The organism is Paenibacillus ferrarius (assembly GCF_002027705.1).
GTDB lineage: Bacteria > Bacillota > Bacilli > Paenibacillales > NBRC-103111 > Paenibacillus_E > Paenibacillus_E ferrarius.
In genome coordinates this window covers 305,127-329,664 of record NZ_MBTG01000001.1, presented here as the reverse complement: position 1 = coordinate 329,664, position 24,538 = coordinate 305,127, and the positions used below count along the sequence as shown (strand labels likewise).

At 45.5% G+C, this 24,538-nt stretch carries 25 protein-coding genes and 1 pseudogene; 4 read left to right on the top strand and 22 right to left on the bottom strand.

What is annotated here, in order from left to right; all coding sequences use genetic code 11:
• Positions 1-2: 2 nt before the first annotated feature.
• From BC351_RS02025 to BC351_RS01980, 10 genes and pseudogenes are all read right to left on the bottom strand, one after another.
• Positions 3-892 (bottom strand): annotated as a pseudogene (locus BC351_RS02025) (nitrilase-related carbon-nitrogen hydrolase).
• Positions 889-2,160, bottom strand: a complete 1,272-nt coding sequence (locus BC351_RS02020; RefSeq protein ID WP_079409032.1) for a M20 family metallo-hydrolase — start codon at positions 2,158-2,160, stop codon at positions 889-891. Before BC351_RS02020 ends, BC351_RS02025 begins: the two are co-directional and overlap by 4 nt.
• 6 nt (positions 2,161-2,166) lie before the next feature.
• Positions 2,167-3,540, bottom strand: coding sequence for an aspartate aminotransferase family protein (locus BC351_RS02015; RefSeq protein ID WP_079409031.1), 1,374 nt, complete (start codon positions 3,538-3,540; stop codon positions 2,167-2,169).
• A 76-nt stretch (positions 3,541-3,616) separates the two neighbouring features.
• Entirely contained in the window at positions 3,617-4,684 is a 1,068-nt protein-coding gene (locus BC351_RS02010; protein ID WP_244208854.1) for an ABC transporter substrate-binding protein, read from the bottom strand.
• An 82-nt stretch (positions 4,685-4,766) separates the two neighbouring features.
• The gene (locus BC351_RS02005) at positions 4,767-5,639 is read right to left on the bottom strand and encodes an ABC transporter permease (RefSeq protein WP_079409029.1); all 873 of its coding nucleotides are present in this window, start codon (positions 5,637-5,639) and stop codon (positions 4,767-4,769) included.
• Complete coding sequence (locus BC351_RS02000; RefSeq protein WP_079409028.1) at positions 5,636-6,451, bottom strand: ABC transporter permease; 816 nt, start codon at positions 6,449-6,451, stop codon at positions 5,636-5,638. Before BC351_RS02000 ends, BC351_RS02005 begins: the two co-directional genes overlap by 4 nt.
• Positions 6,432-7,244 (bottom strand): ABC transporter ATP-binding protein, encoded by an 813-nt coding sequence (locus BC351_RS01995; protein ID WP_079409027.1) that lies wholly within the window; start codon positions 7,242-7,244, stop codon positions 6,432-6,434. Before BC351_RS01995 ends, BC351_RS02000 begins: the two co-directional genes overlap by 20 nt.
• Before the next feature lie 842 nt (positions 7,245-8,086).
• Positions 8,087-9,007 carry a tyrosine-type recombinase/integrase gene (locus tag BC351_RS01990; RefSeq protein ID WP_244208853.1) on the bottom strand — a complete coding sequence of 307 codons (921 nt, stop codon included), beginning with the start codon at positions 9,005-9,007 and terminating at the stop codon, positions 8,087-8,089.
• Positions 9,008-9,140: 133 nt separating this feature from the next.
• Positions 9,141-9,395, bottom strand: a complete 255-nt coding sequence (locus BC351_RS01985; RefSeq protein ID WP_079409026.1) for a YolD-like family protein — start codon at positions 9,393-9,395, stop codon at positions 9,141-9,143.
• Positions 9,396-9,418: 23 nt separating this feature from the next.
• Positions 9,419-9,622, bottom strand: a complete 204-nt coding sequence (locus tag BC351_RS01980; RefSeq protein ID WP_079409193.1) for a YwbE family protein — start codon at positions 9,620-9,622, stop codon at positions 9,419-9,421.
• 172 nt (positions 9,623-9,794) lie between these two features.
• On the opposite strand from BC351_RS01980, the gene BC351_RS01975 reads away from it, so the two are divergent.
• Positions 9,795-10,526: a YqjF family protein gene (locus BC351_RS01975; protein ID WP_079409025.1), complete on the top strand. Its 732-nt coding sequence runs from the start codon at positions 9,795-9,797 to the stop codon at positions 10,524-10,526.
• A 173-nt stretch (positions 10,527-10,699) separates the two neighbouring features.
• Here the strand turns inward: BC351_RS01975 and BC351_RS01970 are convergent, their stop codons facing one another.
• Entirely contained in the window at positions 10,700-11,884 is a 1,185-nt protein-coding gene (locus tag BC351_RS01970; RefSeq protein ID WP_079409024.1) for an MFS transporter, read from the bottom strand.
• Positions 11,885-12,032: 148 nt separating this feature from the next.
• Here BC351_RS01970 and BC351_RS01965 point away from each other — a divergent pair, with 148 nt between their 5' ends.
• Positions 12,033-12,896 (top strand): AraC family transcriptional regulator, encoded by an 864-nt coding sequence (locus BC351_RS01965; RefSeq protein ID WP_079409023.1) that lies wholly within the window; start codon positions 12,033-12,035, stop codon positions 12,894-12,896.
• 136 nt (positions 12,897-13,032) lie between these two features.
• Positions 13,033-13,314, top strand: coding sequence for a hypothetical protein (locus tag BC351_RS01960; RefSeq protein WP_079409022.1), 282 nt, complete (start codon positions 13,033-13,035; stop codon positions 13,312-13,314).
• Positions 13,315-13,449: 135 nt separating this feature from the next.
• Here the strand turns inward: BC351_RS01960 and BC351_RS43155 are convergent, their stop codons facing one another.
• Both BC351_RS43155 and BC351_RS01950 read right to left on the bottom strand, forming a co-directional pair.
• Positions 13,450-14,130 (bottom strand): DUF3892 domain-containing protein, encoded by a 681-nt coding sequence (locus BC351_RS43155; RefSeq protein WP_244208852.1) that lies wholly within the window; start codon positions 14,128-14,130, stop codon positions 13,450-13,452.
• 63 nt (positions 14,131-14,193) lie between these two features.
• Positions 14,194-14,448, bottom strand: coding sequence for a hypothetical protein (locus BC351_RS01950; protein WP_079409021.1), 255 nt, complete (start codon positions 14,446-14,448; stop codon positions 14,194-14,196).
• 148 nt (positions 14,449-14,596) lie between these two features.
• On the opposite strand from BC351_RS01950, the gene xerS reads away from it, so the two are divergent.
• Positions 14,597-15,679, top strand: a complete 1,083-nt coding sequence (gene xerS, locus BC351_RS01945; protein WP_079409020.1) for a tyrosine recombinase XerS — start codon at positions 14,597-14,599, stop codon at positions 15,677-15,679.
• Between the two features lie 3 nt (positions 15,680-15,682).
• Here the strand turns inward: xerS and mgrA are convergent, their stop codons facing one another.
• The 9 genes from mgrA to BC351_RS42045 form a co-directional block, all read right to left on the bottom strand.
• On the bottom strand, positions 15,683-16,672 hold the full coding sequence (gene mgrA, locus BC351_RS01940; protein ID WP_079409019.1) for an L-glyceraldehyde 3-phosphate reductase: 990 nt from the start codon (positions 16,670-16,672) through the stop codon (positions 15,683-15,685).
• A 169-nt stretch (positions 16,673-16,841) separates the two neighbouring features.
• Positions 16,842-17,882, bottom strand: a complete 1,041-nt coding sequence (locus tag BC351_RS01935; RefSeq protein ID WP_079409018.1) for a phosphotransferase — start codon at positions 17,880-17,882, stop codon at positions 16,842-16,844.
• A 21-nt stretch (positions 17,883-17,903) separates the two neighbouring features.
• On the bottom strand, positions 17,904-18,410 hold the full coding sequence (locus tag BC351_RS01930) for an ADP-heptose synthase (RefSeq protein WP_079409017.1): 507 nt from the start codon (positions 18,408-18,410) through the stop codon (positions 17,904-17,906).
• A gap of 164 nt (positions 18,411-18,574) precedes the next feature.
• Positions 18,575-19,168 (bottom strand): ribonuclease H-like YkuK family protein, encoded by a 594-nt coding sequence (locus BC351_RS01925; protein ID WP_244208851.1) that lies wholly within the window; start codon positions 19,166-19,168, stop codon positions 18,575-18,577.
• 106 nt (positions 19,169-19,274) lie between these two features.
• On the bottom strand, positions 19,275-20,228 hold the full coding sequence (locus BC351_RS01920; RefSeq protein ID WP_079409016.1) for a C40 family peptidase: 954 nt from the start codon (positions 20,226-20,228) through the stop codon (positions 19,275-19,277).
• Between the two features lie 172 nt (positions 20,229-20,400).
• Positions 20,401-20,694, bottom strand: a complete 294-nt coding sequence (locus tag BC351_RS01915; RefSeq protein WP_079409015.1) for a hypothetical protein — start codon at positions 20,692-20,694, stop codon at positions 20,401-20,403.
• A gap of 69 nt (positions 20,695-20,763) precedes the next feature.
• Entirely contained in the window at positions 20,764-23,067 is a 2,304-nt protein-coding gene (locus BC351_RS01910) for a thiamine pyrophosphate-dependent enzyme (protein ID WP_079409014.1), read from the bottom strand.
• A 34-nt stretch (positions 23,068-23,101) separates the two neighbouring features.
• The gene (locus BC351_RS01905) at positions 23,102-24,112 is read right to left on the bottom strand and encodes a 2-oxoacid:acceptor oxidoreductase family protein (RefSeq protein ID WP_079409013.1); all 1,011 of its coding nucleotides are present in this window, start codon (positions 24,110-24,112) and stop codon (positions 23,102-23,104) included.
• A 114-nt stretch (positions 24,113-24,226) separates the two neighbouring features.
• Complete coding sequence (locus BC351_RS42045; RefSeq protein WP_158081956.1) at positions 24,227-24,403, bottom strand: hypothetical protein; 177 nt, start codon at positions 24,401-24,403, stop codon at positions 24,227-24,229.
• Positions 24,404-24,538: the final 135 nt, after the last annotated feature.

The window sequence follows — 24,538 nt, the reverse complement described above, 5'->3', positions numbered from 1 at the left end:
AGTTATAGACTAGTAATTTGATCATACGTTTCTGGTCTGCGATCCCGATAAAATTGCCACGCATGACGTACTTCACGAATCAAATCTTTATCCATTTCACCAATGACCACTTCGTCTTGATCCCGGCTTCCGATTGCCACAATCGCTCCCCGCGGATCGACCAAATAAGACTGACCATAGAACTCTCCCATGTTCCAAGGAGCTTCGAATCCCACACGATTAATGGCCCCCACATAATACCCATTCGCAACGGCATGTGCCGGCTGTTCCAGCTTCCAGAGGTATTCGGAAGTCCCTGCCACCGTAGCAGAAGGATTAAAAACGATCTCAGCGCCACCCAAACCGAGCGCACGTGCGCCTTCCGGAAAATGACGATCATAACAGATGTATACGCCAACTTTAGCAAAAGCTGTATCAATGTATCAAATACGGGATATCCCAGATTGCCAGGTTTAAAATAAAACTTCTCCCAGAATCCGCAAGAACCGCCGCCTGCCGCTACGTGCGGGATATGATGCTTCCGATATTTGCCTAAATAAGCACCATCCGCATCAATGACTGCAGCCGTATTGTAGTACGTTGCAATACCCTCTCTTTCATAAATCGGCAGGACGATGACAACACCCAGTTCTTTGGCAACCGCTTGAAACAGCAGCGTTGTTGGCCCATTCGGAATTTCCTCTGCCGCATCGTACCATCTTATTGATTGCTCGGAGCAGAAGTAAGGACCATAGAAAATTTCCTGCAAAGAGATGATTTGAGCGCCTTGGGAGGCAGCTTCGCGAACCAGCGCAATATGTTTCTGAATCGCTTGCTCTTTGTGCTTGGTTACGGATTCGTCTCCATGTACATCGTTGGAAGCTTGAATGAGACCGATCTTCACCTTGCTCATAGCGGAAAGCCTCCTTCTAGCGCAGCGATCCGCCTAGCTGCGCGGTATAATAGTTCCGTTCCCAGTGTAATGTCATTAGGACTAGCATACTCTTTGGGATTATGGCTAATGCCCTCCAGACATCGCACGAAAATCATGCCATAATCACATACGTAGGACATCGTTAGTGAATCATGAAAAGGTCCACTCATCAGCTCCGGAGGCGTTACCCCCATCTCCTTGGCTTCTTCACGCAGAGTCTCTTTAATCCACTCTGCGCAGTAGCGGGGTTCACTGTTGGTGTCCTCACGAATGGTATAGGTCAGACCATGCTCCATGGATACGTTCTCAATCACGCTTAGCAGCTCAGCTTCAAGCGCATTTCTACGCATCAAATCAATGTCACGCAAGTCAACAGTGAAGCTAACTTTCTCCGGAATGATATTGCGGGAGTCTGGAAACACAGCAAGCGAGCCAACCGTCCCTACGGTGGGTGCACCTGGATTCCGCTGCACGAGTTCATTCAGTGCCACGATAATTTTGGCGCTGCCTAGAAGCGCGTCATGCCGCATGGACATGGGAACCGAGCCCGCATGGCCCGCGAAGCCAGTCAATTCAACCGTGAGCCATAAGGGGCCTGAGATGCCAGTGACAATGCCGATAGGCTCATCCAGCGATTCAAGGACGGGTCCTTGTTCGATGTGCAGCTCCAGAAACGCGCCGATACGGCCTTCTCGAAACGAGTAGCCCTCAAAGCCAGCTGGATCGCATCCAAACTGAATCAAAGCTTCCCGGCGTGTAAGGCCATTTTTGTCCGCCCGGTCCAGTTCATCGGCTTCCAGCTTCCCTGTCATCCCCCGTACACCAAACAATCCTTTGTTGAACCGGCAGCCTTCTTCATCGCAGAAAGCAACAACCTCAATATCACCCGCATGAGAAAATCCTTGCTCTGATAATCTTTGAACGACCTCAATGGCTCCAAGCACGCCAATCGCACCATCATAACGGCCGCCATAAGGCTGTGAATCAATATGGGACCCTAACATCAGGACGGGAGCCTCCGGTTGACTCCCTCGCTTTACGCCTACAAGGTTAGCGAAGGGATCAATGAACGCTTCCATTCCCGCCTCTTCCATCCACGATTTCACAAGCTCAACGCCTTCACGATCTTCCTTGGACAGCGCGAGTCTGCATACGCCTGTTTCCCCGATTCTACCGATCTGCGCAAGTTCCTGAATGCGTGTATGCAATCGTTCCGCGTTAATTTGTGTGTGAGGTAAAGTCGGCAAGACGCTTCATCCTTTCTCTTGATTGATATCAAACACGGCAAGTAAGGTATCTATGATGAAAGCTATATCTTCGTCCGTTGAAGATAACGGCGGACTTAGTGTAAGAATATTTGCAAAGCCAGGAACCGTATCTCCGTTTTTGCCTACCAGGAGCCCTTTCTGCTTGCAGCTTGCTATAAATGACATTACGCGTTCGGCTGTGGCCGGAATTTTCGAAGCTTGATCTTCGACGAGCTCGATCCCCAGAGCAGATCCAAATCGCCGTATTTCTCCCACATTCGGGTGTTCTAGCAGCGGCTGCAATCGCTCTTGAAACATGTTGCCGATGAAGGCAGAGCGTGCAACTAGATTTTCTTTTTCCAAAATCTCGATGTTTTTCAATGCCACAACACATGAAACCGGATTGCCGCCGAAAGTGTTAATATGCCGGAAGTGGCTCGTTGTCTCATGAACTTTGAAAGTTTCATACAACTCAGCTGAAACAGCAGTTGCCGACAGAGGCGAATATGCGCTTGTCATTCCCTTTGCCATGGTCACAATATCTGGTCTTACACCGTAATTCAGATGCCCGAATTTCTCGCCAGATCGACCGAATCCGCAAATCACCTCATCTACGATGAGCAGAACGCCATACTTATCACATATGCTGCGAATCGCCGGCAAATACTCGTCCGGTGGAACAAGCATCCCGCCTCCCGTGATGACAGGCTCCATAACAACACCAGCAACCGAATCCGCTCCCTCCCATACAATCGCATCCTCGATAGCTTTGGCGCATTGCAAGCTGCAGGTTGCCTTGGTTTGGCCAAATGGACAGCGATAACAATACGGCGGGGGCACATGCTGAAATCCTACGCCTAACGGTTCGTACTTGAGCTTGCGCTGCGCTTGCCCCGTAGCGCCTAAAGCTCCCATCGAATTCCCGTGATAAGCACGGTGCCGGGAGATGAATTTATGCTTCGTCGGCTTGCCGTTTTGATGATGATATTGTCTGGCAATTTTGAAAGCGACTTCATTGGCATCCGACCCCGAATTCGAAAAGAAGATCCGATATTCGCCATCCAACCATTCATTTAATTTGGCCGCTAGTTCAATTGCTGGAATATGCGATTGAACGAGTGTGGTATAGGCAATTTTCATCATTTGTTCAGCGGCAGCATCGGCAATTTCCTGTCGTCCATGCCCCACATTCACGCACCATAAACCAGACATCCCGTCCAAATAACGATTTCCATCCACATCTTGCACCCAACTGCCTTCTCCGGAGGCAATAATCATAGGATTCTCATTGTGCGCCGTCATATGATGCCAAACATATTTGCGATCCTTCTCGAGCAGTTGCTCCCTTGACGCCATTTCACCGGTATCCTTCTCAGACATTGCAGCTTCCCTCCTCAGATGCTGAAAAGCAGGACCGCAGTTATTCGTTACCCACGATCCGCCTTTCTTTAACACTTTACTTCGCGGCCAAAATCGTTGTATCCAGCGACGCCTTAAGATCAGCCGGTTTCTTGATCAAACCATATTGAAGCGCGATATCTGCCGTTCTTTTCACCGATTCATCAACAAATGATCCCACCTGGTCGTTGGTAAAACCTTCCGGCTTCACAAGCTTAGCCATCGCCTTCAGCATGGTCGTTTGATGCTGCTTCGTTGTACTGCCAGCGGTTACGCTCTTCATGACGATATCAACAGCTTCATCTTGATGCTCGATGGCATAGATCCAGCCCTTCATCGTTGCTCTTACCGCTTTTACCGCGAGGTCGCGGTTCTTGTCGACCCAATCTTTCTTCGCAATCAACGTATCTTCCAGCATCGCAACGCCCGCATCGTCGAAATTAAATACGTTGAGGTCTTCTTCTTTTACGCCGCTTTCAAGCACGACATAATATTCGTTATAAATAGTTGCCGTCGCCACATCCAGTTGATCGCCAAAAAACTGATCCATGGTAAAGCCTTGCTTGACCAATTGAATATCCTTCTTTGGATCAAGCCCGTTTTTCTCCATGAAAGCTAACACTTGGAACTGCTGGCTTCCCATCCATGTCCCGATCTTTTTGTCCTTCATCTTGGCAGGCGTATCAATACCCGTTGATTTCTTGGACAGCAAGCGATAGGAACTTTTCTGCGTTACTTGTGCGACCGAAACGAGTGGCAAACCATTGTCACGATTCACCAGCAAGGAATCGAAGCTGGATACGCCTAGATCCGCCGCACCATTGACGACCTGCTGCTCGATAATCACATCCGGTCCACCGGGCACAATGTCGACATCAATCCCTTCATCCTTGTAGAAACCCTTCTCCTTAGCTGCATAAATCCCCGCAAATTGAGCCTGCGGCACCCATTTCAGCTGGATCTTCAGCTTTTTGAGCGGTTCATTCTTGGTTGTACTTGATGTACTGGCTGCGGCTGAAGTGTCGGGCGACATAGAAACTGACTTAACAGAACCGCAAGCACTAACTAAACTGACCACGATACTTAAAAGCACAGCAGCTCCGACAGTCGGTATTCTCTTTTTCAAACGTACCAATCCTCTCCTATTTTATTTCTATGTGTATATAGATGGAGACATCCCTTGATGCTGTGTTAAATATCAATTTAAATCAGCGTCTTGTGACTGACCAAGGCATACAAGTTCGTTCCAGGAGTTGAATGATCGTGTATAAAAAGATACCTGCAATTGCCGCAATGACGATGCACGCCCATGCTAAAGGCATATTCGCGAGGCGAATTTGGTCCGATAGCAAATAACCTAAGCCGCGTGAAGCAATAAAAAACTCCCCCACAATGGCACCAATTATGCTGGTTGACATATTAATCTTTAGGGCTGAGAAAATAGCCGGCAATGCTTTCGGCAAGCGCAATTTAAGAAAAATCTGCCCTTTGCTTGCCGCATAGGAAGTCATTAATTCCAGATACGTCGACTCGATGGATTGCAGCCCTTTGTATGTACTGACAGCCATTGTAGCCATTGTCATCACTGACACGATACCTATTCTGGAGGCAACTCCATCTCCCAACCAATTATTCATGATAGGAGCAAGTGCAACGATTGGAATTGCATTCATGGAAGCCAAGATCGTAATCCCCCCCGCTCCAGCTTGAGGCCGATAGGAAGCCGCGACCGCAGCAAGCCAGCCTAACAACGAGCCAATTAGAAATCCGCCAACGATTTCGATCCCTGTATACAATGTATAAATAAGCAAAATTTCACCATTATCGCTTATGGACCTAACGATGTCCGAAGGAATCGGCAGTTGATACCTTTCCAAGCGAAACAAGAAATGATACCCATGGAATTGCCAAACGAAAATAAAAAATAATCCGAATAAAAAAGGAAAACTCTTGGAGATAATCTCGAAAAGTGTGGTTGAGCGGATAAATCCGCTGTTGCTAAGTGTCCCGAGAGGTGCTGATTCAACGGTTGATCGAGAAGACAAAGGTGATTGGTCCTTTTTAAGCAAAACTTCCTTCATGTTCCTCCACTCCCGCTTTCTCTAAATTCAGGCTGCCAAGGTGTAAGCCACCGCTCCAGAAGAACAAGCAGGTAGAACGAAACAAGACCGATCGCTATGGACACAAGGACCGTACTCCAGAACATGTACACCTGAGCAGCTCCATAATAAAGCGAGCTAATCATAAGTACCCCAATTCCATTCGGTGCTCCCATTAGCTCGACAATGATCGAGGCTGTAATTGCGAGCGGGGCTGAGATTTTGAGACCTGCGAATAGCCCTGGCATGGCGGAGGGCAATTTGAGCTTCAGGTAGCTGTGCCATGTCGAAGCAGCCAATGAACGCATAAGCTCGATTTGTTCAGGTTGGACACTATGTAGTCCCCGAAGCATGTTGATCGCAACCGGAAAGAATGTCACATATCCTGCCATCATTATGCGAGATAAATCAGGATCATGAAGGATGCCGTACAGAATTGGCGCAAGACCGATGATCGGTATCATTTGAGAAGCAACCATATACGGCGTCAATGTTAATTCAACTGTGTTCGAGAGGCTCATGATTATCGCCAAGCTAATCCCGATAGCTGATCCTATCAGGAAACCGATGCCCGCATTTCCAAATGTTAATAGCCCTTGCTTGATTAAAACTGGAAGGTTGTCTTGTAAGGAGATGATGACTTTATGCAAATAAGGAAGCTTCGAATCCGGCAGTTTAACAAGCATAAGGGCATGAAGCAGCCAAGCAATAAATTCCCAGAGGAGCAGCAGTAGTGCTATCCACACCGCAACAACCGCGCCTTGATGAGCAGGTTTAGCCCATTTGATGTTCATTCGTGCCACTCTCCTCATAGAAGCAATTTCGAATGGAGGCTGTCATAGCATGAAAGCTTGCAGATTCCCGCAATTGCAGAGAACGTTCTTCGCCAAATTCGACAGGATGAATCGAGTGAATGCGGCCGGGATGTGCCGATAATACCAGAATCCGATTGGATAAGAACACAGCTTCCGGGATACTGTGAGTAACAAAAACGATTGTTTTATTCGTTTTCCTTTTGATTTCAAGCAGCTCGTAGTGCAGCTTCTCTTTCGTGAATTCATCTAACGCAGAGAACGGTTCATCCATAAATAAGATAGGCGGGTCCAAAGATAGGGCCCTGGCAATTGCCACTCTTTGCTGCATGCCTCCACTTAATTGCCACGGGTAATAATCCTTGAATTTCATTAACCCTACTGTTTCAAGTAATTGGTCAACCACCGTCCTGTACACTGAACGATCTTGACCCATTACCTCTAAGGGCAGTTCGATGTTTTCCCGTACTGTTCGCCATTCGAACAGGGTTGGATTCTGAAAGACGATTCCGAACTTTCGACGCAGGCGCACTTCTCGCGGATGCTCCTTCTGGATGATGATTTGCCCGCTGGATGGTTGCAACAAATCGGCCATCAGCCTTAGAAGCGTCGATTTGCCGCACCCTGAGGGTCCAAGCAGGGAAACAAATTCATTCTGATAGACATCGAAGGAGATGTCCTGAAGCACAGTTGCCTGTTTCCCTTTCTTGCCGAATATCATGGAGACGCCATCTACCGAGATTTCCACTTTCTGCTGGGAAAGATCTGAACTCATGGTACCCCTCCTCATATAAAACAACGTTCGCGTTATGTAATTGTCATTAATAATTACTTTATATGTTATATTATATAACTCTATTCGAGATTTTCATTATACAAAGTGTTCTGAAATGCTATTTGCTTATGGACATTATGTAAAATGGTGGTTGCGAAATTTTGTTAACATATTAAATGTTATGTAAACAATATGCTGATCTAGGTATTCTTTACGATTAATCTACCCGTAAATTTAGTGTAACACTTCATTTTCATACAGTTCGTGCCTCCTCCTCTCACAGCAAGAGCCAGAAAAGAACTCATTTATGATCGAAACGGAACTACAGGGCGTTATTCTCACTAAAATGACTGGTTTCCAAGCCCAAGCGGAACTACAGGATCTTATACCTTCACTTTTCCCGCAATAAAGTGACTTTTTGAATAAATAGCGGATCTCAGTTCCCTTTCATCGTCATTCACCTTTCTTTTCACGTTTTAGCGTACCTCAGTTCCCTTTCATTCCAAAAACGAGATGCCTAGACAAACAAAAGGACCCTCACTCCATTTTCATGGATTTGAAGGTTCCTCTGTTTGTTCTAGAACAAATTGTTTAAAGCTCGCTAAGCTTTCACTTTGTGGGCTCGCGATGACAATTTCCACTCCCCCTTTAACCTTAGTCTCTGGACAATATAATGTACTCAAATTTCTTCCTTCGTGTAAGTCACAAAGCAGCGCTTCAATGATTTGTCGGGAGGGTCAGCCGTGATATTCGATGTATGCATTTAGTTAACATATTATTTATTATGTAAACAAATGATATTCCCTTTGCAATCTCCAGTCCACAGCATGCAGCATCCCCAATTAAATCCCCATCCCAACAGGAATAAACGCAGAAACCCGATTCATCGCCTCCTGCTTTTGCTTATCTCCGACATGCGTGTATATTTGCGTGGTTTGAATGCTTGCATGGCCAAGCAGCTCTTGCAACGTACGGATATCGGTTCCGGCCAGAACCTGCATGGTAGCAAAGGTATGGCGAAGCTTATGACTCGAGACTGACTTGCCTTGGAGCTCAACGTATTGCTTCTTCAGCTCCTCGAAATATTTCTCTGCGATCGTCTGAATCATTCGAATACTAATACGCCGGCCGAATTGAGAAACAAAAAATGGCTGTTCTGCCGCACTCCTTGTGTCGATCCGCTCAGATAGTGCTCTGTTCAATACCTTCACCAGCTCGTTAGGGAGCGGGATGGCTCGCCATTTCCGTCCTTTGCCGAATACTTGCAAGGTGTTAGTTGAACGATTGAAATCTGCGATGTTCAAACGGTGCAATTCACTGACCCTTAAACCCGCATAGCTCATCAAAAGGAACATGGCTACATTCCGAATCTGATACTTCCCTTCAATCGATTGCAAAAATACAGCCAATAATTGCTCACTCAGAAAGGTTGGCAATTGATTTTTCTCAACCTTGGATTTCTTCACATTCAGAGAAGGATTATGCTGCACAATTTGAAGCTCGATCAACGCTGAGAAAAATGTCCGAATCGAAGACAAATAGCGATTCCTCGCAGAATCCCCCGCGCCGCCTTGGCGCATTTTCGTCAAAAACCGCATAACATCCAAAGCTTCAAGGTTCGCCAATGATTTCTCTACTGAACCTAAAAATAACCGCACATCTCCAAGATAAGCTCGTTGCGTTCTTTTGGTGAATCCTTGGTCCTTCATCCAGGAGTCAAAAAGCTCCAAATACTCATCATCGTACTCGTATTCTTGCCCCAATCGCGTTCACTCCGTTCGTTACAATCTAAGTTGCGTTAAATATAGATTTAGTGCAATTTTTCGAGCGGGTTAAATCCGCTAAAAAGCACTTATCCCGTTATCCTGCAAACGGAATAAGTGTCTTCCCGGCTTTTTAATCCCGCGGGTATTCGACTTTCATAATATCCATAAAAGGTACTTTATCTAATTCTCCATTGCTCGTTTCCATATGTACGCGTCCTGTTCGAGAATCCATCGTTTTGATGAGACCGCGAACAGCTTCCTCTCGTCCCCATACAGTAAGAACGATTTCTGAATTCTCCATTTTAGCTTCAGACAACTGATTCCCAATCTCTTCGAGCACAAACTCATCCCGAGTTGGTCTCTTTGCTACCTTTGGTTTGGCCATTCTTGTTCCCCCTGATTTCTAGATCACCTAGCCGGCGATAAAATTTGTTTGACTCGCCCAACTTGCCCATCGACTAACCGTACTTTTATCCCATGAGGGTGTGTTGGCGAATTGGTTAATAAGTCTTTCACAATTCCCTTGGTTAACTTCCCACTACGTTGATCTTGTTTTAGAACAATATGAACTTCCATTCCGGGCACTACATCTTTTCGATTTTGTCCATTCATGCTGTGTAATCGCCTGCCTTCTGACCAGTTAGTGTGCTTCATTATACCATATATTCGAAGTATTCCCCATCTTAACTGCATCCATCGATAAAATCCTTTACAACAGCCTCATGAATCAATACGATGATGTAAAACAGCCCTATACCCACTACAGATAGGAGAAGATTGTACGATGAGCCGACCTTGGCCGCTGCCTGATAAACCATGGATCATGCACCAAACCTGGAATGATTTGCTTTTTGCTCATTGGCCTATCCCTGTTGAACTGCTGAGGCCGCTCCTTCCTCCCCAGCTTCCCATCGATACATTCAACGGGTCTGCCTGGATTGGCGTTGTTCCCTTTCATATGTCTGGCGTAAGAGCTAGAGGCACCCCATCCTTACCTTATTTCTCTGCATTTCCTGAAATTAACTTGAGGACTTATGTCTCGATCAATGGAAAATCTGGTGTCTTTTTTTTCAGTTTGGACGCGTTTCATCGTGCAGCCGTAGAATCAGCCCGCTTCGCTTTCCATCTGCCTTATTTGTATGCTCACATCGAAGTGCAAGTTCAAGATCGTCATACCGTTCATTACCGGAGTATTCGCAAAGATAAACGAGCTAATCAAGGTGATTTCATTGGTGTGTATCGCCCTACCTCTGAGATATGGCTAGCTGCGCCTGGTACGCTGGACTACTGGCTAACAGAGCGTTATTGTTTGTACTGCGTTGATCGTCAAGGTAAAGTGTTCCGAGGTGAAATTGACCATCAGCCTTGGCCTTTGCAATCAGCTGAGGCATCCATTGAAGTTAATACTTTAGCTCAATCGTTTGGGATCGAGTTGCCGAATATTTCTCCAATCCTTCATTTTTCCAAAAAAATAGATGTGAAAATTTGGCTGCTTGATCCATTAAATCTCTCCTAACAGTGAAATTACGACTAAAAAAGCTCATAATATTTATTTATATCATTAATATTTAATACAGTTAATTAAATAAAAGCGCTATTTTCACATAAAAAAACGCCATCTCCTATGAAGGATCTGACGATTCTACTGTTAAGTTTTCGCTGCCAGTGCACAGTTTCTCCCGCTCTTTCTTAACAATCAATTCCCTTCACAGACGCGTCACTTTTACTTGAGAAGTATGGAATCAATAATGCGCTAGAGAAGCTAAAAACCATCACGGCTTTAAATACGAAGCCATTGAAATCTGTTATGCCTAAGATGAGCGCCAACATGAAAATTCTTGAAATGATAAGAATAAGCTCCCGCCACACTAGAAACCTTGCTTGTTGAATAGGCTCCAAATGATTGGTTGCAATAAATTGACGCGAGCTCCAAATTGTGAAGAAGAAAAACAGTCCAATTGTCGTCAGTATATTAGAGAGAATTAAGATCGATGGCGTTGGGAACAAAGCTAGTAGGAAGCCTGTAGCGGCCGCCAGCATGCCGAAGGTGAGCCACCGCGAATCAGATATGCTTCGTGTTCGGCTAAATCTTTGATAGATGTAGACTGATGCTACCGTAAACGCGGTGTACATAATTTGCAGCAGCGCAATAGCAAGTTTGTCCTTCGTCACAGAAAAGGTAAATATCAACGAGAATATGCCTTGAAATTGAATGAAAAAGCCGCCAGCAATCAGGGAAGGAATCATCCATTTCAGACTTGGCGTGACGAATACCTTACGAATCGAAAAGTTCTTAAATACAGCCTCGTCTGCCTCTTTGAGCGAAATGTGCGGAACGAAAAAAGAGACCAGAATCATCGTTCCAATAAACAGAAACATCACAACAAATGATCCTGAAAAGCCAATCCATTTGATAATCAAAGCGAATAATAGCGGGTTAACGAAAGCGATAATTTGCCCAATGACATTGGTAGCTGAAAAAAACGCCGTAAATTCTTTGCCTTTGCCGAATAAAGAAATGCCGATATTCGAAGCGGAAGCATAAAATCCATTGGTTATGCCCACAGGCAGCGCGATCAAGGACAAATACAGAAGCTTGGGCTCCACGTGCACCCAGGAAAGAAGGACAAAGGTAATTCCTGCGCATATCGCCGATATTCGCATGATCGATCCAATTGAAAACCTTGCCAAAAGCTTGGCCCCATACATGAATGCCAGTCCCCATGCGATGAACATCACCAAATTAAACCAGGCGACATCGAAGATTTGCTGCCCTTTCTCCCAGATGAACAAATTAATAAAAATGCCCATGTAGTTAAAAATAATACTGGAACTTACGTTCATCATTAATAAACGTTTCAATGCGATTGTCATTCCTACCGCTCTCTTTCTTGGCTATCTCCAAATCGACTTATCGGTCTTTCCATGGATTGTCTAATCATATACAATAAGAATTAATTAATGTGATTAAAAAACACATAATCAACGATACCACGGAGTAATGACGAAGGGAATGCACGATATGCCAAGATACATAGACTATATGATCAGTCCCTATCCACTTAGAATCATTACAATTCCTATCGATCCGAGCAAGCTTAAACTGCAATCCTTGTTCATCCATAATGTTGGCCATTTGCCAGGCCGCACCTCTTTTCGACATGATTCGAAGTTCACAAAATGGGCTTTCATCTACTTAGCTGGCGGCAAAGGCACCTATCAAGTGAATGGCGGTATTGTTCAACGCGTGGAACGAGGCAGTTTACTCTTCCTGCGTCCAGATGTGCCTTATAATTATGGACCTGATGCCAATGGCTACTGGGATGAATACTACTTTACATTCGAAGGAAGCCGCATTGAGGAATGGCTGAACAGCTGGCTCACCGACGTCGATATCGCCAAACAGGTCGGCTCAGAAGACGCTACCCAATTCAACCGGATTGAGCGAATCTTCTTACTCATGGAAAGCGGTTTGGCAGACAACATCGATCGCGCGGCACTGCTGCTCGAGTCCCTGCTGTTTGAATTTATTCTGAAAGCGCAGGTGCCCGCTGAAACGACAAAAACCCAGCAAGTCATCACGCTCATGGATGATTTAGGCGCTTCGTTATTTGAAACGTTCGACGCGGCTAGCGTTGCCAAACGGCATCATATCTCCGTATCCACGCTGCGCAGAGTCGTTAGCGAATATACGGGTTACCCGCTCAATGCCTATATCCACCGCTTGAAAATGGCGGAAGCCAAAAACATTTTGCTGAATACAAACAATTCCATTAAGGAAATCGCTGATTCGCTTGGGTACAAAGACGTTTTTTACTTCTCGCGTTTATTCAAAAAGTACGTCGGTGATTCCCCGCACATTTATCGAAACAAAATGCAGCTTTAAGTTTAGTTACATAACTAATATTATGTAAACAAACAGCACCTATCTTAAAAAATGAGCACTCCCTCCATGTACGACTTGTCATGCTGCCGCATATGATATAGCAGTAGTGAAGCTTCCTAGAAGGAGGTGAATCGAAATGACACTTGAACTTACTGGTTTGATGCTCTATGCCATGTATGTCGTTGTTGGCTTAATGGGGATTAGCTTTCTTGTTGGCTTATATCAATCCCTCAAAGCAGGTACCTTCTCTTACACCTTGATTCTGAACTATCTCCAAGACTTATTGTTTTATGTATTTCCTTTATTTTTACTTGCTAATATGAAGTCGATGGATCCTACAGGCTGGATATTGTTGATTGCTTATTACATTGGTGCACTCGGTGTAGCAATTAAATATTTGGCAAGCTTAAAAAAGTAAATTGTAATCGTATTCAAAGAATGCTAATTTTTGAGCTTTGCTTATAGATCGTAGGCTGCCAACGACAATTGGCGGCTTTTTTTCATGATGGAATTAAAAAAACAGCCTGCACAAGGCAAGCTGCTGAATGTAGAGCTAAAAGCGAGGCAAATTGGATAAATTGTTGCTCGGATCACCATCCGGATATGACCTTAGCGTTTTCTCACCCTCGCGATTCCTACCGATATTCACATCTTCAATATAACCTGCTTCTGTCATAGCAATCGCATTGGCAATATCGACCACCCTGCCGTCCTGAAATTGCACAGCGCTGATACCGCCATCGCCATAATGTACGGCTTGAATGATCGCTTTATTGGGATCAATCGTATGTGGACCAGCCCCATACTGCGTGCCATCACGCATGAACGTGCCATATTGGGTTGGTTGACCATTCTGGCCATAACCGGTATATCCGCCTTGGAAGCCTACATTTCGCGCGTCAGCATGGTTTATGCCCGTATTTCGAGCACCGTACTCTGCGTTCATATTCCCCGAAGATCCAGGAACGGGCCTTCCACCTTGGTACGTTTGATTCGTATAATTACGTGCTTGCGGCATAAAATCTGCTTGGCCCTGATTTCCTTGATTCGTTTGTTGATAACCAGCATAATTCGGTATCGGTTGTCCATTCCACACCACATTCGTCTGTTGGGCGGATGTGTAGGAATTTGACTCCTTTTGGTCATTTGCTTGGGGTGTGCCCGTGCCCATGCCCATGCTGCCAAATGGCTGACTTTGCATACTAGTTTGTTGCCCACGTCGGCGTCGCGACATTGTAATCGGCTCCTTTTGTTGTGCATATTGGGGTTGAGTACCCGAGGGTTCCTCTTTGCATGCCTAGTTGGACTGTTCCGTCGATTCTAATTCCTGCTTCAAATCTTCCGATTTTTGCTGGGCTTGCTTAATCTGGCTTTGAAGGTCTTCAATCTGTTGTTCAGTTTCCGAAAGAGCCGCAGCGGCGGCTTGTGAATGAAGCTGCTGAGCAGCCTGAAGCGTTTGTTCAGCAGCTTGCTCCGCTTTTAAGGCAACCTCTTTGATTTGATCAAAGCTTTGCTCCGATTGCTCTGCATTTTGATGATCCTCTTGTGGCATTTGAAATACCCCCAGCTGAATTTTCCATACCCGATTAATTTTAGTAAAACAGGCTTATTTTATTCATGACTATCGACCTTCTTCTACCAATTTAGCGTCCCCACTGCTATACTTACAGCAGATAGAAGCTAATGAGGTGATGACACCATTGAATATTATTAAAGTGAAAGATCGGCAAGAATTAGAGAAAAGAATTCCAACTATGCCATGGTATATAGAGAAATTTATCAATTATAAGCTGCCGGACCTTTCGCCATCTTCGCTTTTGGAATATGTTCGTGATTATGAGATTTTCTTGTCTTGGCTGCTGGCTGAAGGACTAAGCTCAGCCTCCTCGATGAATCAAGTTCCGCTGGAAGACTTAGAGAAATTACATATGGACAGCGTGGACAATTTCCGTATGTTCTTAGCTACTCGGAAAGCACAACTCAATATGAAGACGACGATTAACCGTAAGCTTTCCGCTTTGCGTTCCTTGTTTCATTATTTAAGCCAAATCGCGGAAGACGAGAATTTCTATCCGCTTCTGAAACGCAATGTGATGGCCAAGGTAGAAATCAAACGTTCGCACAAGCCGAAGGACACCGCGGCTAAGCTTGAAGGCAAGCTGCTCCAGGAAGAGGAAATCGCTGAGTTTATCGACTATGTGAAGCATGGGTATGAGCATGACGTGGCAACCAACAAGCAAGCGCTCTACTCTTATGAATTAAATAAAGTCAGAGACGCCTGCATCATTACACTCATTCTGAATTCGGGCCTGCGTGTATCGGAGGTTTTTAATTTAAATGTCGATGATTTTGATCTGAAAAAGAAGTTGACCTACGTTTACCGCAAAGGGAAGAACGATGATACGTTCAAAACACCTGTCTATTTCCGCAATGAAGCGATTCAAGCGCTCACGGATTACCTGACTATCCGACAAACGCAATATAAGCCCGTCAAAAAAGAAAAAGCCCTCTTCCTTGCCATCGCGAATGGCAAAAAAGAAGGCGAACGTATGACGAAACGGGCGATACAAGAACTTGTTATCAAATATGCCAAGCGTTTCGGCAAGCCCTATCTGTCTGTCCATAAGCTGCGGCATTCCTTCGCCACGGATTACTATTTACAGAATGACTTGTACAAAACGCAAGAGCAGCTTGGACATGCTTCACCGGAAACCACACAAATTTATGCGCATCTTACGGATAGAACGATGTCCGAAGCTATTGATAAACGAGCGGAATCCTGAAGATTACTTCAGGATTTCTTCAATTTTCGCTAACTCTTCTGGTGCGAATTCAAGGTTTTTCAATGCAGCTACGTTCTCTTCGATTTGAGACACACGGCTAGCTCCAATCAATGCCGAAGTCACGCGCTCTCCGCGCAGCACCCATGCAAGCGCCATTTGCGCTAAGCTTTGTCCGCGGCTGCTTGCCAGCTCATTCAATTGGGTAATTTGGTTGAGCTTTTCTTCGGTGATATCTTTCGAATTCAGGAATTGACTCTTCCCTCCAGCGCGAGAATCACTTGGAACCCCACTGACATATTTGTTTGTCAACAACCCTTGTGCAAGTGGACAGAACGCAATACTGCCTGCGCCATACTCGTCCAGAACATCCTGCAAGCCATTCTCGATCCAGCGGTTCAGCATGCTGTAGGAAGGCTGATGAATCAACAACGGCGTACCCAGACCTTTGAGAATGGAAGCCGCTTCTTTTGTTTGCTCAGCTGTATAATTGGAGAGTCCCACATACAAGGCTTTGCCTTGACGAACGATTTGATCCAATGCCGCCATTGTTTCTTCGAACGGCGTATTCGGATCTGGTCTGTGTGAATAGAAAATATCTACATATTCGAGACCCATTCTCTTCAAGCTTTGATCCAAGCTGGAGATAAGATATTTCTTGGAACCCCACTCCCCGTATGGCCCTTCCCACATGTGATAGCCAGCTTTGGTCGAGATGATCAATTCATCGCGATAAACGCCTAAATCGCTTTTCAATACTTTGCCGAACATTTCCTCGGCCGATCCTGGAGGAGGTCCGTAGTTATTCGCTAAGTCGAAATGCGTAATTCCTAAGTCAAAGGAACGAAGCAGCATAGCCTTGCCGTTCTCATGAATGTCCAAGCCGCCAAAATTGTGCCACAATCCTAACGAAATCGCCGGAAGCTTAAGACCGGATTTGCCCGAACGATTATATTTCATTTCTGCATAGCGTGTTGAACTTGCTTGATAGACCATGATTGTCCTCCTCAAAATTATCGTGGAATGCTTGCTTGTAACCATTCACCGAGATTTCCTAGAAACTTACTTGATAAAATTAAGTATCCTGTGTTCTAGTATAGGCGATGCCAAGCAACAAAAAAAGAACTGAAATAAACGTGTCTTACTTACCTTTTGGTTAGTCACCCTATTTTACCTGCAAAAAACGGACAAGTTCAGCAGCATTTTCCTGCAGCCACTTCGTTTTCGCAAACGTATTATCGATGATATCGATCAATACACCTTGGGCATCCACCCCATCTATATATCTGCCCAGAAAATGGATAAACACATCCAGCCTGCGCAGCTCAATGAGCAGCGGCAACAGCTGAATTTCGTCTTCCTCCAGCTGAACGAACGAAGAGTATCCTTCATAGAAAGCCGCGCAATTGCTCCTTAGCTCGACGCCAGACATACTCGGATCAATCAGATCAGATAGGCACACAGCTAACTCCATCACACGCACATCCATCGTGATAAATTCAAAGTCGAGGACAGCGGTTATCTTTCCTTCCGAATCAACCAGCAGATTGGAGCCATTAATATCACCGTGAACAAGTTGGTGAGGCTTTTGACGCAAATCTGGAATTGCTTGGTAAAAGGCGGCAAAACGCTCATAGATGTAAGAGAGCTGCCTCTTCTGGGCCCAAAATAGTTCAGACGGCTGCAGGCAGAAGGCACGAATTGCCTCCGGCGTACAACGAGGGTGAATATTCTCAATTTCGTAATAAGGCGGATATACAGGCGCTAAATCCACAGAAATTGCAGCGAGTACGCGAGACAGCTGACCTACGGCTTGACCGAAATTCTTTATTTGTTCAGTATTTGCCCATGTTGGGTTGCAGCCATCCGTGAAAGTGAACAAAGCGGCTAATTTCCCGCCTTTTCCTTCCAACTCCTCCAACTGCACGATCGTCCCTCCTTCTGGAAGCACGATAGGTACAGGGATCCGATAGGAGAGTTGAGCTTTGTGCTTAGCAAGGGCAAGTAGAATCGCATGTTCATATTTAATTTTATCCATATCCCGGTGTGTCTCATACAGCCTGAGGACATAGGAAGTACCATTCACATCCACAAAACGAGTTGTATTATTCATGCCTCCTTCACCGACACGCAAGGTCCACTTTTGACCGGGAAACCAGTTTGCTGGCAGCGAGGCTAATAACTCCTCTTGATCTTTGACACGCATAATAACACTTTTCAACTCCTTCTATACTTGATGGTCATCTTCTACAGCAAACTCAAAATCTGCGACATCAAATGCTTGAACCGGGATTCCAGCTTCGATAAGCCTCTCAATCAGTTCTAATTGATCAGTCAGAAGAGCAGCCTGTTCCTTGATCGCCGTAAGAATTAATTCTGTTTCAATGGGGTCAAATTGCTCGCCATATGCCTCATTATCAATTGCAAATACAACTTCTAAAGTAACATTGTCATTGATCGGCAGCGGAGGACTCTTTCGCCAAGGCATCGTTAGCGCCTTTTCAATCTTTTTCTTATTAAAGGATTCTTCGAAGAAAGCGATCAACTCACCAATCATTTCCTTCACAAACCCATCGTCTTCTTCCTCTAGCATAATAGGCTCACTGCCTGTCTGAAGCTCATATAGCTCCTGAATGCTTGTATATGGGATTATATAAGTGACTGGCTGTCCTGGCAGCATTAATTGACCATGAACAGCTAACATAACGGCCTCTATAATAAATGTTTTGCTCATTGTGTCTTGCTCCCTTCTCTCTAAGGCTGATCTTGCAATATTTCGATAAAAAACCCCGGAAATCCTTTATTCTCTGCTTTCAATTGGCAAATCTGTGAGAAGGAAAATAAAACCGTTAGTTCGCATGATCCAATTGACCATGATGAACTAACGGCACAAGCCTCTTATTGAATGCCATCGAGGACCTCACCCTCCTCATAAGGGGGCTGATAGGGCTTCTTGGAGAAACGATTGGCATAAGCAGAAGCTACATAACAATCCGGTTTAATGACAGGGACCATTCCGACGGATTCAACGCGCCTTACCATCTCTTGGACGAATTTGGCCGTCCGATTCTTATTCTCATCATCTCCGGCGTCAATATGAATGTACATATCGAACGAGGCCCCTTGGTAAAGATGAGGAAGTATAATATTTTCCATATCTTGTCGCTTAGTCTCATCGAAGTACATGGCAATCTCTTCACTTAGAGCAGTCTCCATGGACAACTTTTCTCTAATTGAGTGCAAGGCTCTGTGAACGATGACTTGACGATAACACGCCCACGCTCCCTTTCCCATTCGCTGGATAACCACACCGGTAATGAACTTCGTATGTCCGCTGTGTACCTGACAATCCGTGCCGATAATGAACTTGTATGTGGCTGCGGGTTCCAAACGCATGAAATGAAGAATACGTTCATGTACCGTTACTAAGTCAAGCCCTCTTTCCGTCGTGTTCCGAAATTCCATGGGATGGCTCATCATCGAAGGTTTCAAAGATAGGATTCTTCCTTTCTCCTTAGAATGAGAAAGAGCGGATGCTGAAGGCTGCATCCGCCCCTATCTATAGTATATGGCAAAATTCCCTAGATCGAACCATCCGTTAGCGAATTACACTGCCACCGAACAAAAAGCGATTGTCCCATTGTTTTCCATCAATCGTATCGACACGAACTCCGCCGGATTCAACCGAATATGTATGGAGTACGCTGCCGTTTCCTAAGTAAATCCCAACATGGGTAATGGGCTCGCTCAGCGGTTTGATGTTAAGATAATCCGATGCTTTACTTCCTTTGTAACTGCTGAAAAACATCAAATCTCCTCGTTTCAATTTGGTCCAGTCCATAGTCACTGGACCAAGCGATCTAACATAGTTGCCTTGACCTTGAGAATCGCTTGGAACGGAGAAGCGCAGCGCATCCCAGAACATCGTTTGGATCAAATCAGAGCAATCAAAGGTTGAGGAGTCTCCACGAACCGAGCCATATTCGTAAGGTGTGCCTAAGTAGGCGTTACCTGCTGCAATAACAGCTTCGATTTCATCCGCTAGCGGTAAATTAGGAGTAAAAACCGTAAAATCAGTGCTTATGTACTTACTGCTTGAACTAACATATCCACTTACACCATTTGCATCTTGGATTTTGTACCAACTGTCATTCACTTTATCCGTAACGAGGACTTCCTCCCCTTTACTCAGCATCCGAATTACTTTCGAACTGCTGTCTGAAGTCGGTTGTGTGCGAAAATTAACGCCATAAACTATTTTTGCATTGCTTATTATTTTGATGTATTTGCTGCTCGTTGACACATATCCGCTGATGCCTTGAGCATCTTTCACTTTGTACCAATTCGTTGTAACAAAGTCTGTTACTGTGACAATTTCTTTAGATTTCAATAAACGAATGACATTACTAGACGTTGTGGCTTGATCTCGGAAGCTAACCCCTGATACAATTTGAGCTTTGGTTGTAATTCCTTCATCCGCCATTGTTGCTGCTGGAAAAACAAATGTAAGCGCCAATACGAGCATTCCCCAAATCATCGTCCATTTCCTCATCGCTTTTACCTCCAATAGTTGTGTGGTCTAGCTGTGTGCGGCATCTAACTAATTTGACAACCTAGGTCTATCGTAACTTCATTATAGTTTGTGGGGGTGATTATCGAATATAGGCGAAAGGATGCGTTTATTGTCGAATGCCTAGAGGCTTGATGCCTATTGACGCTACGGCTTAATTTACCAGTTTACGAACGTCCGGTTTTCGAGTATGGGACCAAAAAACTTGCATATAAGGATCGTTTTTGAGCTTCACATTACAGAGCTTCATCTCTCCCTCCTCAAGTGCGAGAATCTGCCATTGATCGGCTTCAGACGTGCTGTGGGTTTGTAAAAAAGCAGCATACTGCGCTTCAGCTTCTTCAAGCTCCATCCAAAATTTAACCCCATAATAAGCTAATCCATAATGATTCGTAAGTGTACATGTGAAAATCTGATCAGTCCCTGTATGTTTCAGTACATATGGCATTGTTCATTCCTCCGATAAAAAGGCACGTTCATCGCAAGGATGAATGTGCCTTGATTTTATTATATTCACTTATAAGTAAGCATTCTCGTGCTTCGCCTTCAGACGGTTCCAACGGCGCTCGACTTCCGTCTCGAACGATTTCAGTGAACCTTCGTACTCCGGCTTCGTCATATGCTTGGTTTTCCCCATCGTCTTGAGCCAATCCGACAGCGGAATTTTCTTGCTCTTGTCCTCCGGATTGTACGTAATCGTCGTGACGCCATGCTCGACCTCATAGAGAGGGAAGAAGCAGGAATCTACAGCTGCCCCTACAATATTGGAGCCTTCCTGATCATCCGACAGCCAGTTCAACGGACATGCAATGAGAATTTTCCCATAGACTAGCCCCTCATGCTGCGCATACCACTGGGCTTTCGCGGCTTTCTTCACCAGATCCTGCGGATAAGCCTCTGAACCAGTGAATACATAAGGGATATGCGTTGCTGCCATAATCTGCGCCGTATCCTTGTGATGGAACACCTTGCCGCCTTGATGCTTCCCTACGTTGGATGTTGAAGTCCGATGTCCCATCGGTGTCGAATAAGACAACTGCGCTCCGGTGTTCATGTAACCTTCGTTATCATATTCCAGAATGATCATTTTGTGGTTGCGCAGTGCCGCACCTATTGCCGGCCCCATGCCAATATCCATTCCGCCATCGCCAGTAATCATGACGAAGGTGAAATCATCCTTCAAGCCAAGATGATCCAACTCCCCGCGTCTCTTGCGTTCCCAGAACATTTCTACAACGCCTGAGAGGGTTGCTGCGCCATTTTGGAACAAGTTGTGAATATAGGTTGCCTTATGCGCCGAATACGGATATCCGGTCGTTACAACCATCGCACAACCCGTATGGAAGATGGAGACGATATCGCCTTCAATCCCTTTGAAAAACAATTCCAAGCCGGAGAAAATGCCGCAGCCCGGGCAAGCGCCGTGTCCTGGTGCGATGCGTTTGGGCTTCTTGGTCAAGGCGCGCAGCGGCGGAATCCGCACGTTCAGCTTGCCCGTATCCTCATCCGGTGTAACGGTGATGAGACCTGTCTTCAAATCCTCGTAGTTCATCGGTGTCAGCACCCGCTTCGGCGCTTTCGATGGATCACCCGGCGTGTGCCCATAATAATCGAAGGGCACCTCTACCTTGCCGCTTTGTACAGCATCAATGGCAAACTGGAACAAATGATGCCCGTCTTCGGCATAAAAGTCCTTGCCACCTAAGCCGTAGATTCGGCTTATGACAAGCGTATCTCTGTTCCCGTGCGTGAACAGTGCCGCTTTAATTTCGTTGACCATATTGCCGCCATGGCCGCCATAAGAATCTGCGCGATCGCCTACGGTGATCGCCTTGACGTGCTGCAAAGCCTCAGCAATCTGCTTGGCAGGGAAAGGACGGATCATATTCGGTGCGAGGGATCCGGCTTTAATGCCCTTCTCGCGGAGCTGGTCGACGACGTCCTTGATGATTTCGGAAGCCGAATTCATCAGGAATACCGCTACCTCCGCGTCCTCCATCCGATATTGCTCCAGAATCGGATAATCACGACCCGTCAGATCGGCATATTCTTGCCGGATGCGATCGTACACCTCACCTGCATTGTACATAGCCATGGATTGCTGGTAGCAGTTATTGATATAATCCGGCTCATTCATATAAGGTCCGACTGTAATCGGATTATTGCGGTCCAAGGTATCAGGGAAGCCTTGCGGCTGCTCGCCAATAAAGGCGTGCACATCTTCTCGATGTGCGAACGTTTGTACCCTCCGCTTCTGATGCGAGGTGAAATAACCATCGGAGGCTACCAAGACAGGTAACCGAACAGCTGCGTCTTCAGCCAATCGCAAGGCGATGATGTTCATATCGTAGACGGCCTGCGGATCACGGCACATCACGATAGGCCATCCTGTATTCAAAGCATAATACAAATCGGAGTGATCCCCATGTATATTCAAAGGACCGGATACAGAGCGGCATACCAGATTCATGACCATCGGGAAGCGCGTCCCGGATTGAACGGGCATTTGTTCCAGCATATACAAATAACCGTTAGCGCTTGTCGCGTTAAATACGCGGCCGCCAGCAGTTGATGCGCCGTAACATATGCCTGCAGAGCCATGCTCTCCGTCTGCGGGAATTAGAACGATATCATGTTGTCCATTGGACTTCATGAGATCTAGAAATTGAGCAACCTCCGTAGATGGTGATATTGGAAAATACCCCATGACGTGATAGTTGATTTGATGCGCTGCATAAGCTGCCATTTCGTTGCCTGATTCGTATACGATGCGTTGTTCCACCTTGGCTTGCCCCAGTTCCTTCTTGATATCAATGGACATGCGAGTAGTTCCACCCTTCTCCCATAAATACTCTCTAAGAGTTTATAGCTAGATTGAAACGATGCGGCATGCGATGAAGATCCGCATAACCATCTTCTTCCCGCTCGCTTGCGAGCGCTTCGGTCGGACAAGCTTGTACACATTTGAGGCAGCCTTTGCAGTATTGATAATCAATGCCTTGCAAGAACATTTGAGGACGTCCTTTCTTGTCAGGGAGCTCATCCCACACAAAGCAGAAATCCGGGCACACGTTATCGCAAGAAGCACAGTGAATGCATTTATCTTCATGAAAATGCGGCATCATCCCCGCACGTGAAATACTTAGATCTTTCAAAATACTGTTGCCTGGGTTCGTAATAACGCCCCCGATAGATTGGGTTTCATACCCCAGCACGGGTGTATCAAAGCGAATAAAATCAGGCATCGTTTCGCCTTCTGGAAGCGCATACGTTTGAAACACTACTTCATTGTATCCGCGGTCAAAGGTACGTAACGCAGGTGCGACAGCCAGGGGATATTTCTTCTCCAACGATTTGCGAATAACGCCTCGCATCACTTCCGGATCAAGAAAATCACATAACCGGAACAATGCGCCTAACATGGCCATATTGACGCGATTTTTTTCCTCCAGTGAAATTCCAATAGCATCAATTACCGCTATGGTTCCACCCCTAAGCTTCATTTTCTCCTTCAGTTCATCAGGTGTTTTTGTTGAATTCACTAATACGGTACTATCCTCATAGATGCCACTGATAACGTTTACAGTTTTGGAAAGCGATTCATGAAAAACACCAACAACGTGCGGTCGTTCTACGGGTGAAGTGTCCCGTATTCTCGTATCCATGTCACAGAATCTAATATGCGCCTTCACTGCAGATCCTTTCTTCTCAGAACCATAGGAAGAAAAGCTTACTCCGTTCAAACCCACACCTACAACTCCCGCTTCTGCCAGCATCTTTCCTGCCAGATTGGCGCCAAGTCCACCGATGGATTCCAGTCTAATCTCGAAAAAACCGAGATCGTTCAATTTAGGTAAAGTTACCATGCCAGGTCTCCTTTCGAAAATGAACAGCATAAAGAATAAATAGTATGAATAGTAAATCTACTTTCATTGTAACAAGAAATTTCTGGTTATCAACCTTTTTTTAACTCGTGCCATTCACAACAAGTAATCAATAATGAGACCGCAGCTGCCCAGATAATAACTAGTCAACGCTGATTTATCCTCCTTACCGCAATTTTCCTTGTCGGCGTCCTCACAATCCTCACATATATTCACATAATCTTCGTCAATCGGATTAAAAACAACGCCGCAAACCTGTGAGCACGCCTTCATCCTCATCTCTCCTCGTTTTTAAACCCAATGAATATGTAAACGTTTGCAAATGTGGATCTCCTTTATTATACAGCCCTTCCTAGGGTTAACACCATAAGTCTTTATCAAATCTTTAGCATTCAAAATATGTCATTT

Excerpts from the sequence above, each read along its gene's own strand:
- BC351_RS02015 (WP_079409031.1), bottom strand. The coding sequence starts at position 3,540 with ATGTCTGAGAAGGATACCGGTGAAATGGCGTCAAGGGAGCAACTGCTC.
- BC351_RS02005 (WP_079409029.1), bottom strand. The coding sequence starts at position 5,639 with ATGAAGGAAGTTTTGCTTAAAAAGGACCAATCACCTTTGTCTTCTCGA.
- BC351_RS02000 (WP_079409028.1), bottom strand. The coding sequence starts at position 6,451 with ATGAACATCAAATGGGCTAAACCTGCTCATCAAGGCGCGGTTGTTGCG.
- BC351_RS01995 (WP_079409027.1), bottom strand. The coding sequence starts at position 7,244 with ATGAGTTCAGATCTTTCCCAGCAGAAAGTGGAAATCTCGGTAGATGGC.
- BC351_RS01985 (WP_079409026.1), bottom strand. The coding sequence starts at position 9,395 with ATGGCCAAACCAAAGGTAGCAAAGAGACCAACTCGGGATGAGTTTGTG.
- BC351_RS01980 (WP_079409193.1), bottom strand. The coding sequence starts at position 9,622 with ATGAATGGACAAAATCGAAAAGATGTAGTGCCCGGAATGGAAGTTCAT.
- BC351_RS01975 (WP_079409025.1), top strand. The coding sequence starts at position 9,795 with ATGAGCCGACCTTGGCCGCTGCCTGATAAACCATGGATCATGCACCAA.
- BC351_RS01970 (WP_079409024.1), bottom strand. The coding sequence starts at position 11,884 with ATGACAATCGCATTGAAACGTTTATTAATGATGAACGTAAGTTCCAGT.
- BC351_RS01965 (WP_079409023.1), top strand. The coding sequence starts at position 12,033 with ATGCCAAGATACATAGACTATATGATCAGTCCCTATCCACTTAGAATC.
- BC351_RS01960 (WP_079409022.1), top strand. The coding sequence starts at position 13,033 with ATGACACTTGAACTTACTGGTTTGATGCTCTATGCCATGTATGTCGTT.
- BC351_RS43155 (WP_244208852.1), bottom strand. The coding sequence starts at position 14,130 with ATGTCGCGACGCCGACGTGGGCAACAAACTAGTATGCAAAGTCAGCCA.
- BC351_RS01950 (WP_079409021.1), bottom strand. The coding sequence starts at position 14,448 with ATGCCACAAGAGGATCATCAAAATGCAGAGCAATCGGAGCAAAGCTTT.
- mgrA (WP_079409019.1), bottom strand. The coding sequence starts at position 16,672 with ATGGTCTATCAAGCAAGTTCAACACGCTATGCAGAAATGAAATATAAT.
- BC351_RS01935 (WP_079409018.1), bottom strand. The coding sequence starts at position 17,882 with ATGCGTGTCAAAGATCAAGAGGAGTTATTAGCCTCGCTGCCAGCAAAC.
- BC351_RS01930 (WP_079409017.1), bottom strand. The coding sequence starts at position 18,410 with ATGAGCAAAACATTTATTATAGAGGCCGTTATGTTAGCTGTTCATGGT.
- BC351_RS01920 (WP_079409016.1), bottom strand. The coding sequence starts at position 20,228 with ATGAGGAAATGGACGATGATTTGGGGAATGCTCGTATTGGCGCTTACA.
- BC351_RS01915 (WP_079409015.1), bottom strand. The coding sequence starts at position 20,694 with ATGCCATATGTACTGAAACATACAGGGACTGATCAGATTTTCACATGT.
- BC351_RS01910 (WP_079409014.1), bottom strand. The coding sequence starts at position 23,067 with ATGTCCATTGATATCAAGAAGGAACTGGGGCAAGCCAAGGTGGAACAA.
- BC351_RS01905 (WP_079409013.1), bottom strand. The coding sequence starts at position 24,112 with ATGGTAACTTTACCTAAATTGAACGATCTCGGTTTTTTCGAGATTAGA.
- BC351_RS42045 (WP_158081956.1), bottom strand. The coding sequence starts at position 24,403 with ATGAAGGCGTGCTCACAGGTTTGCGGCGTTGTTTTTAATCCGATTGAC.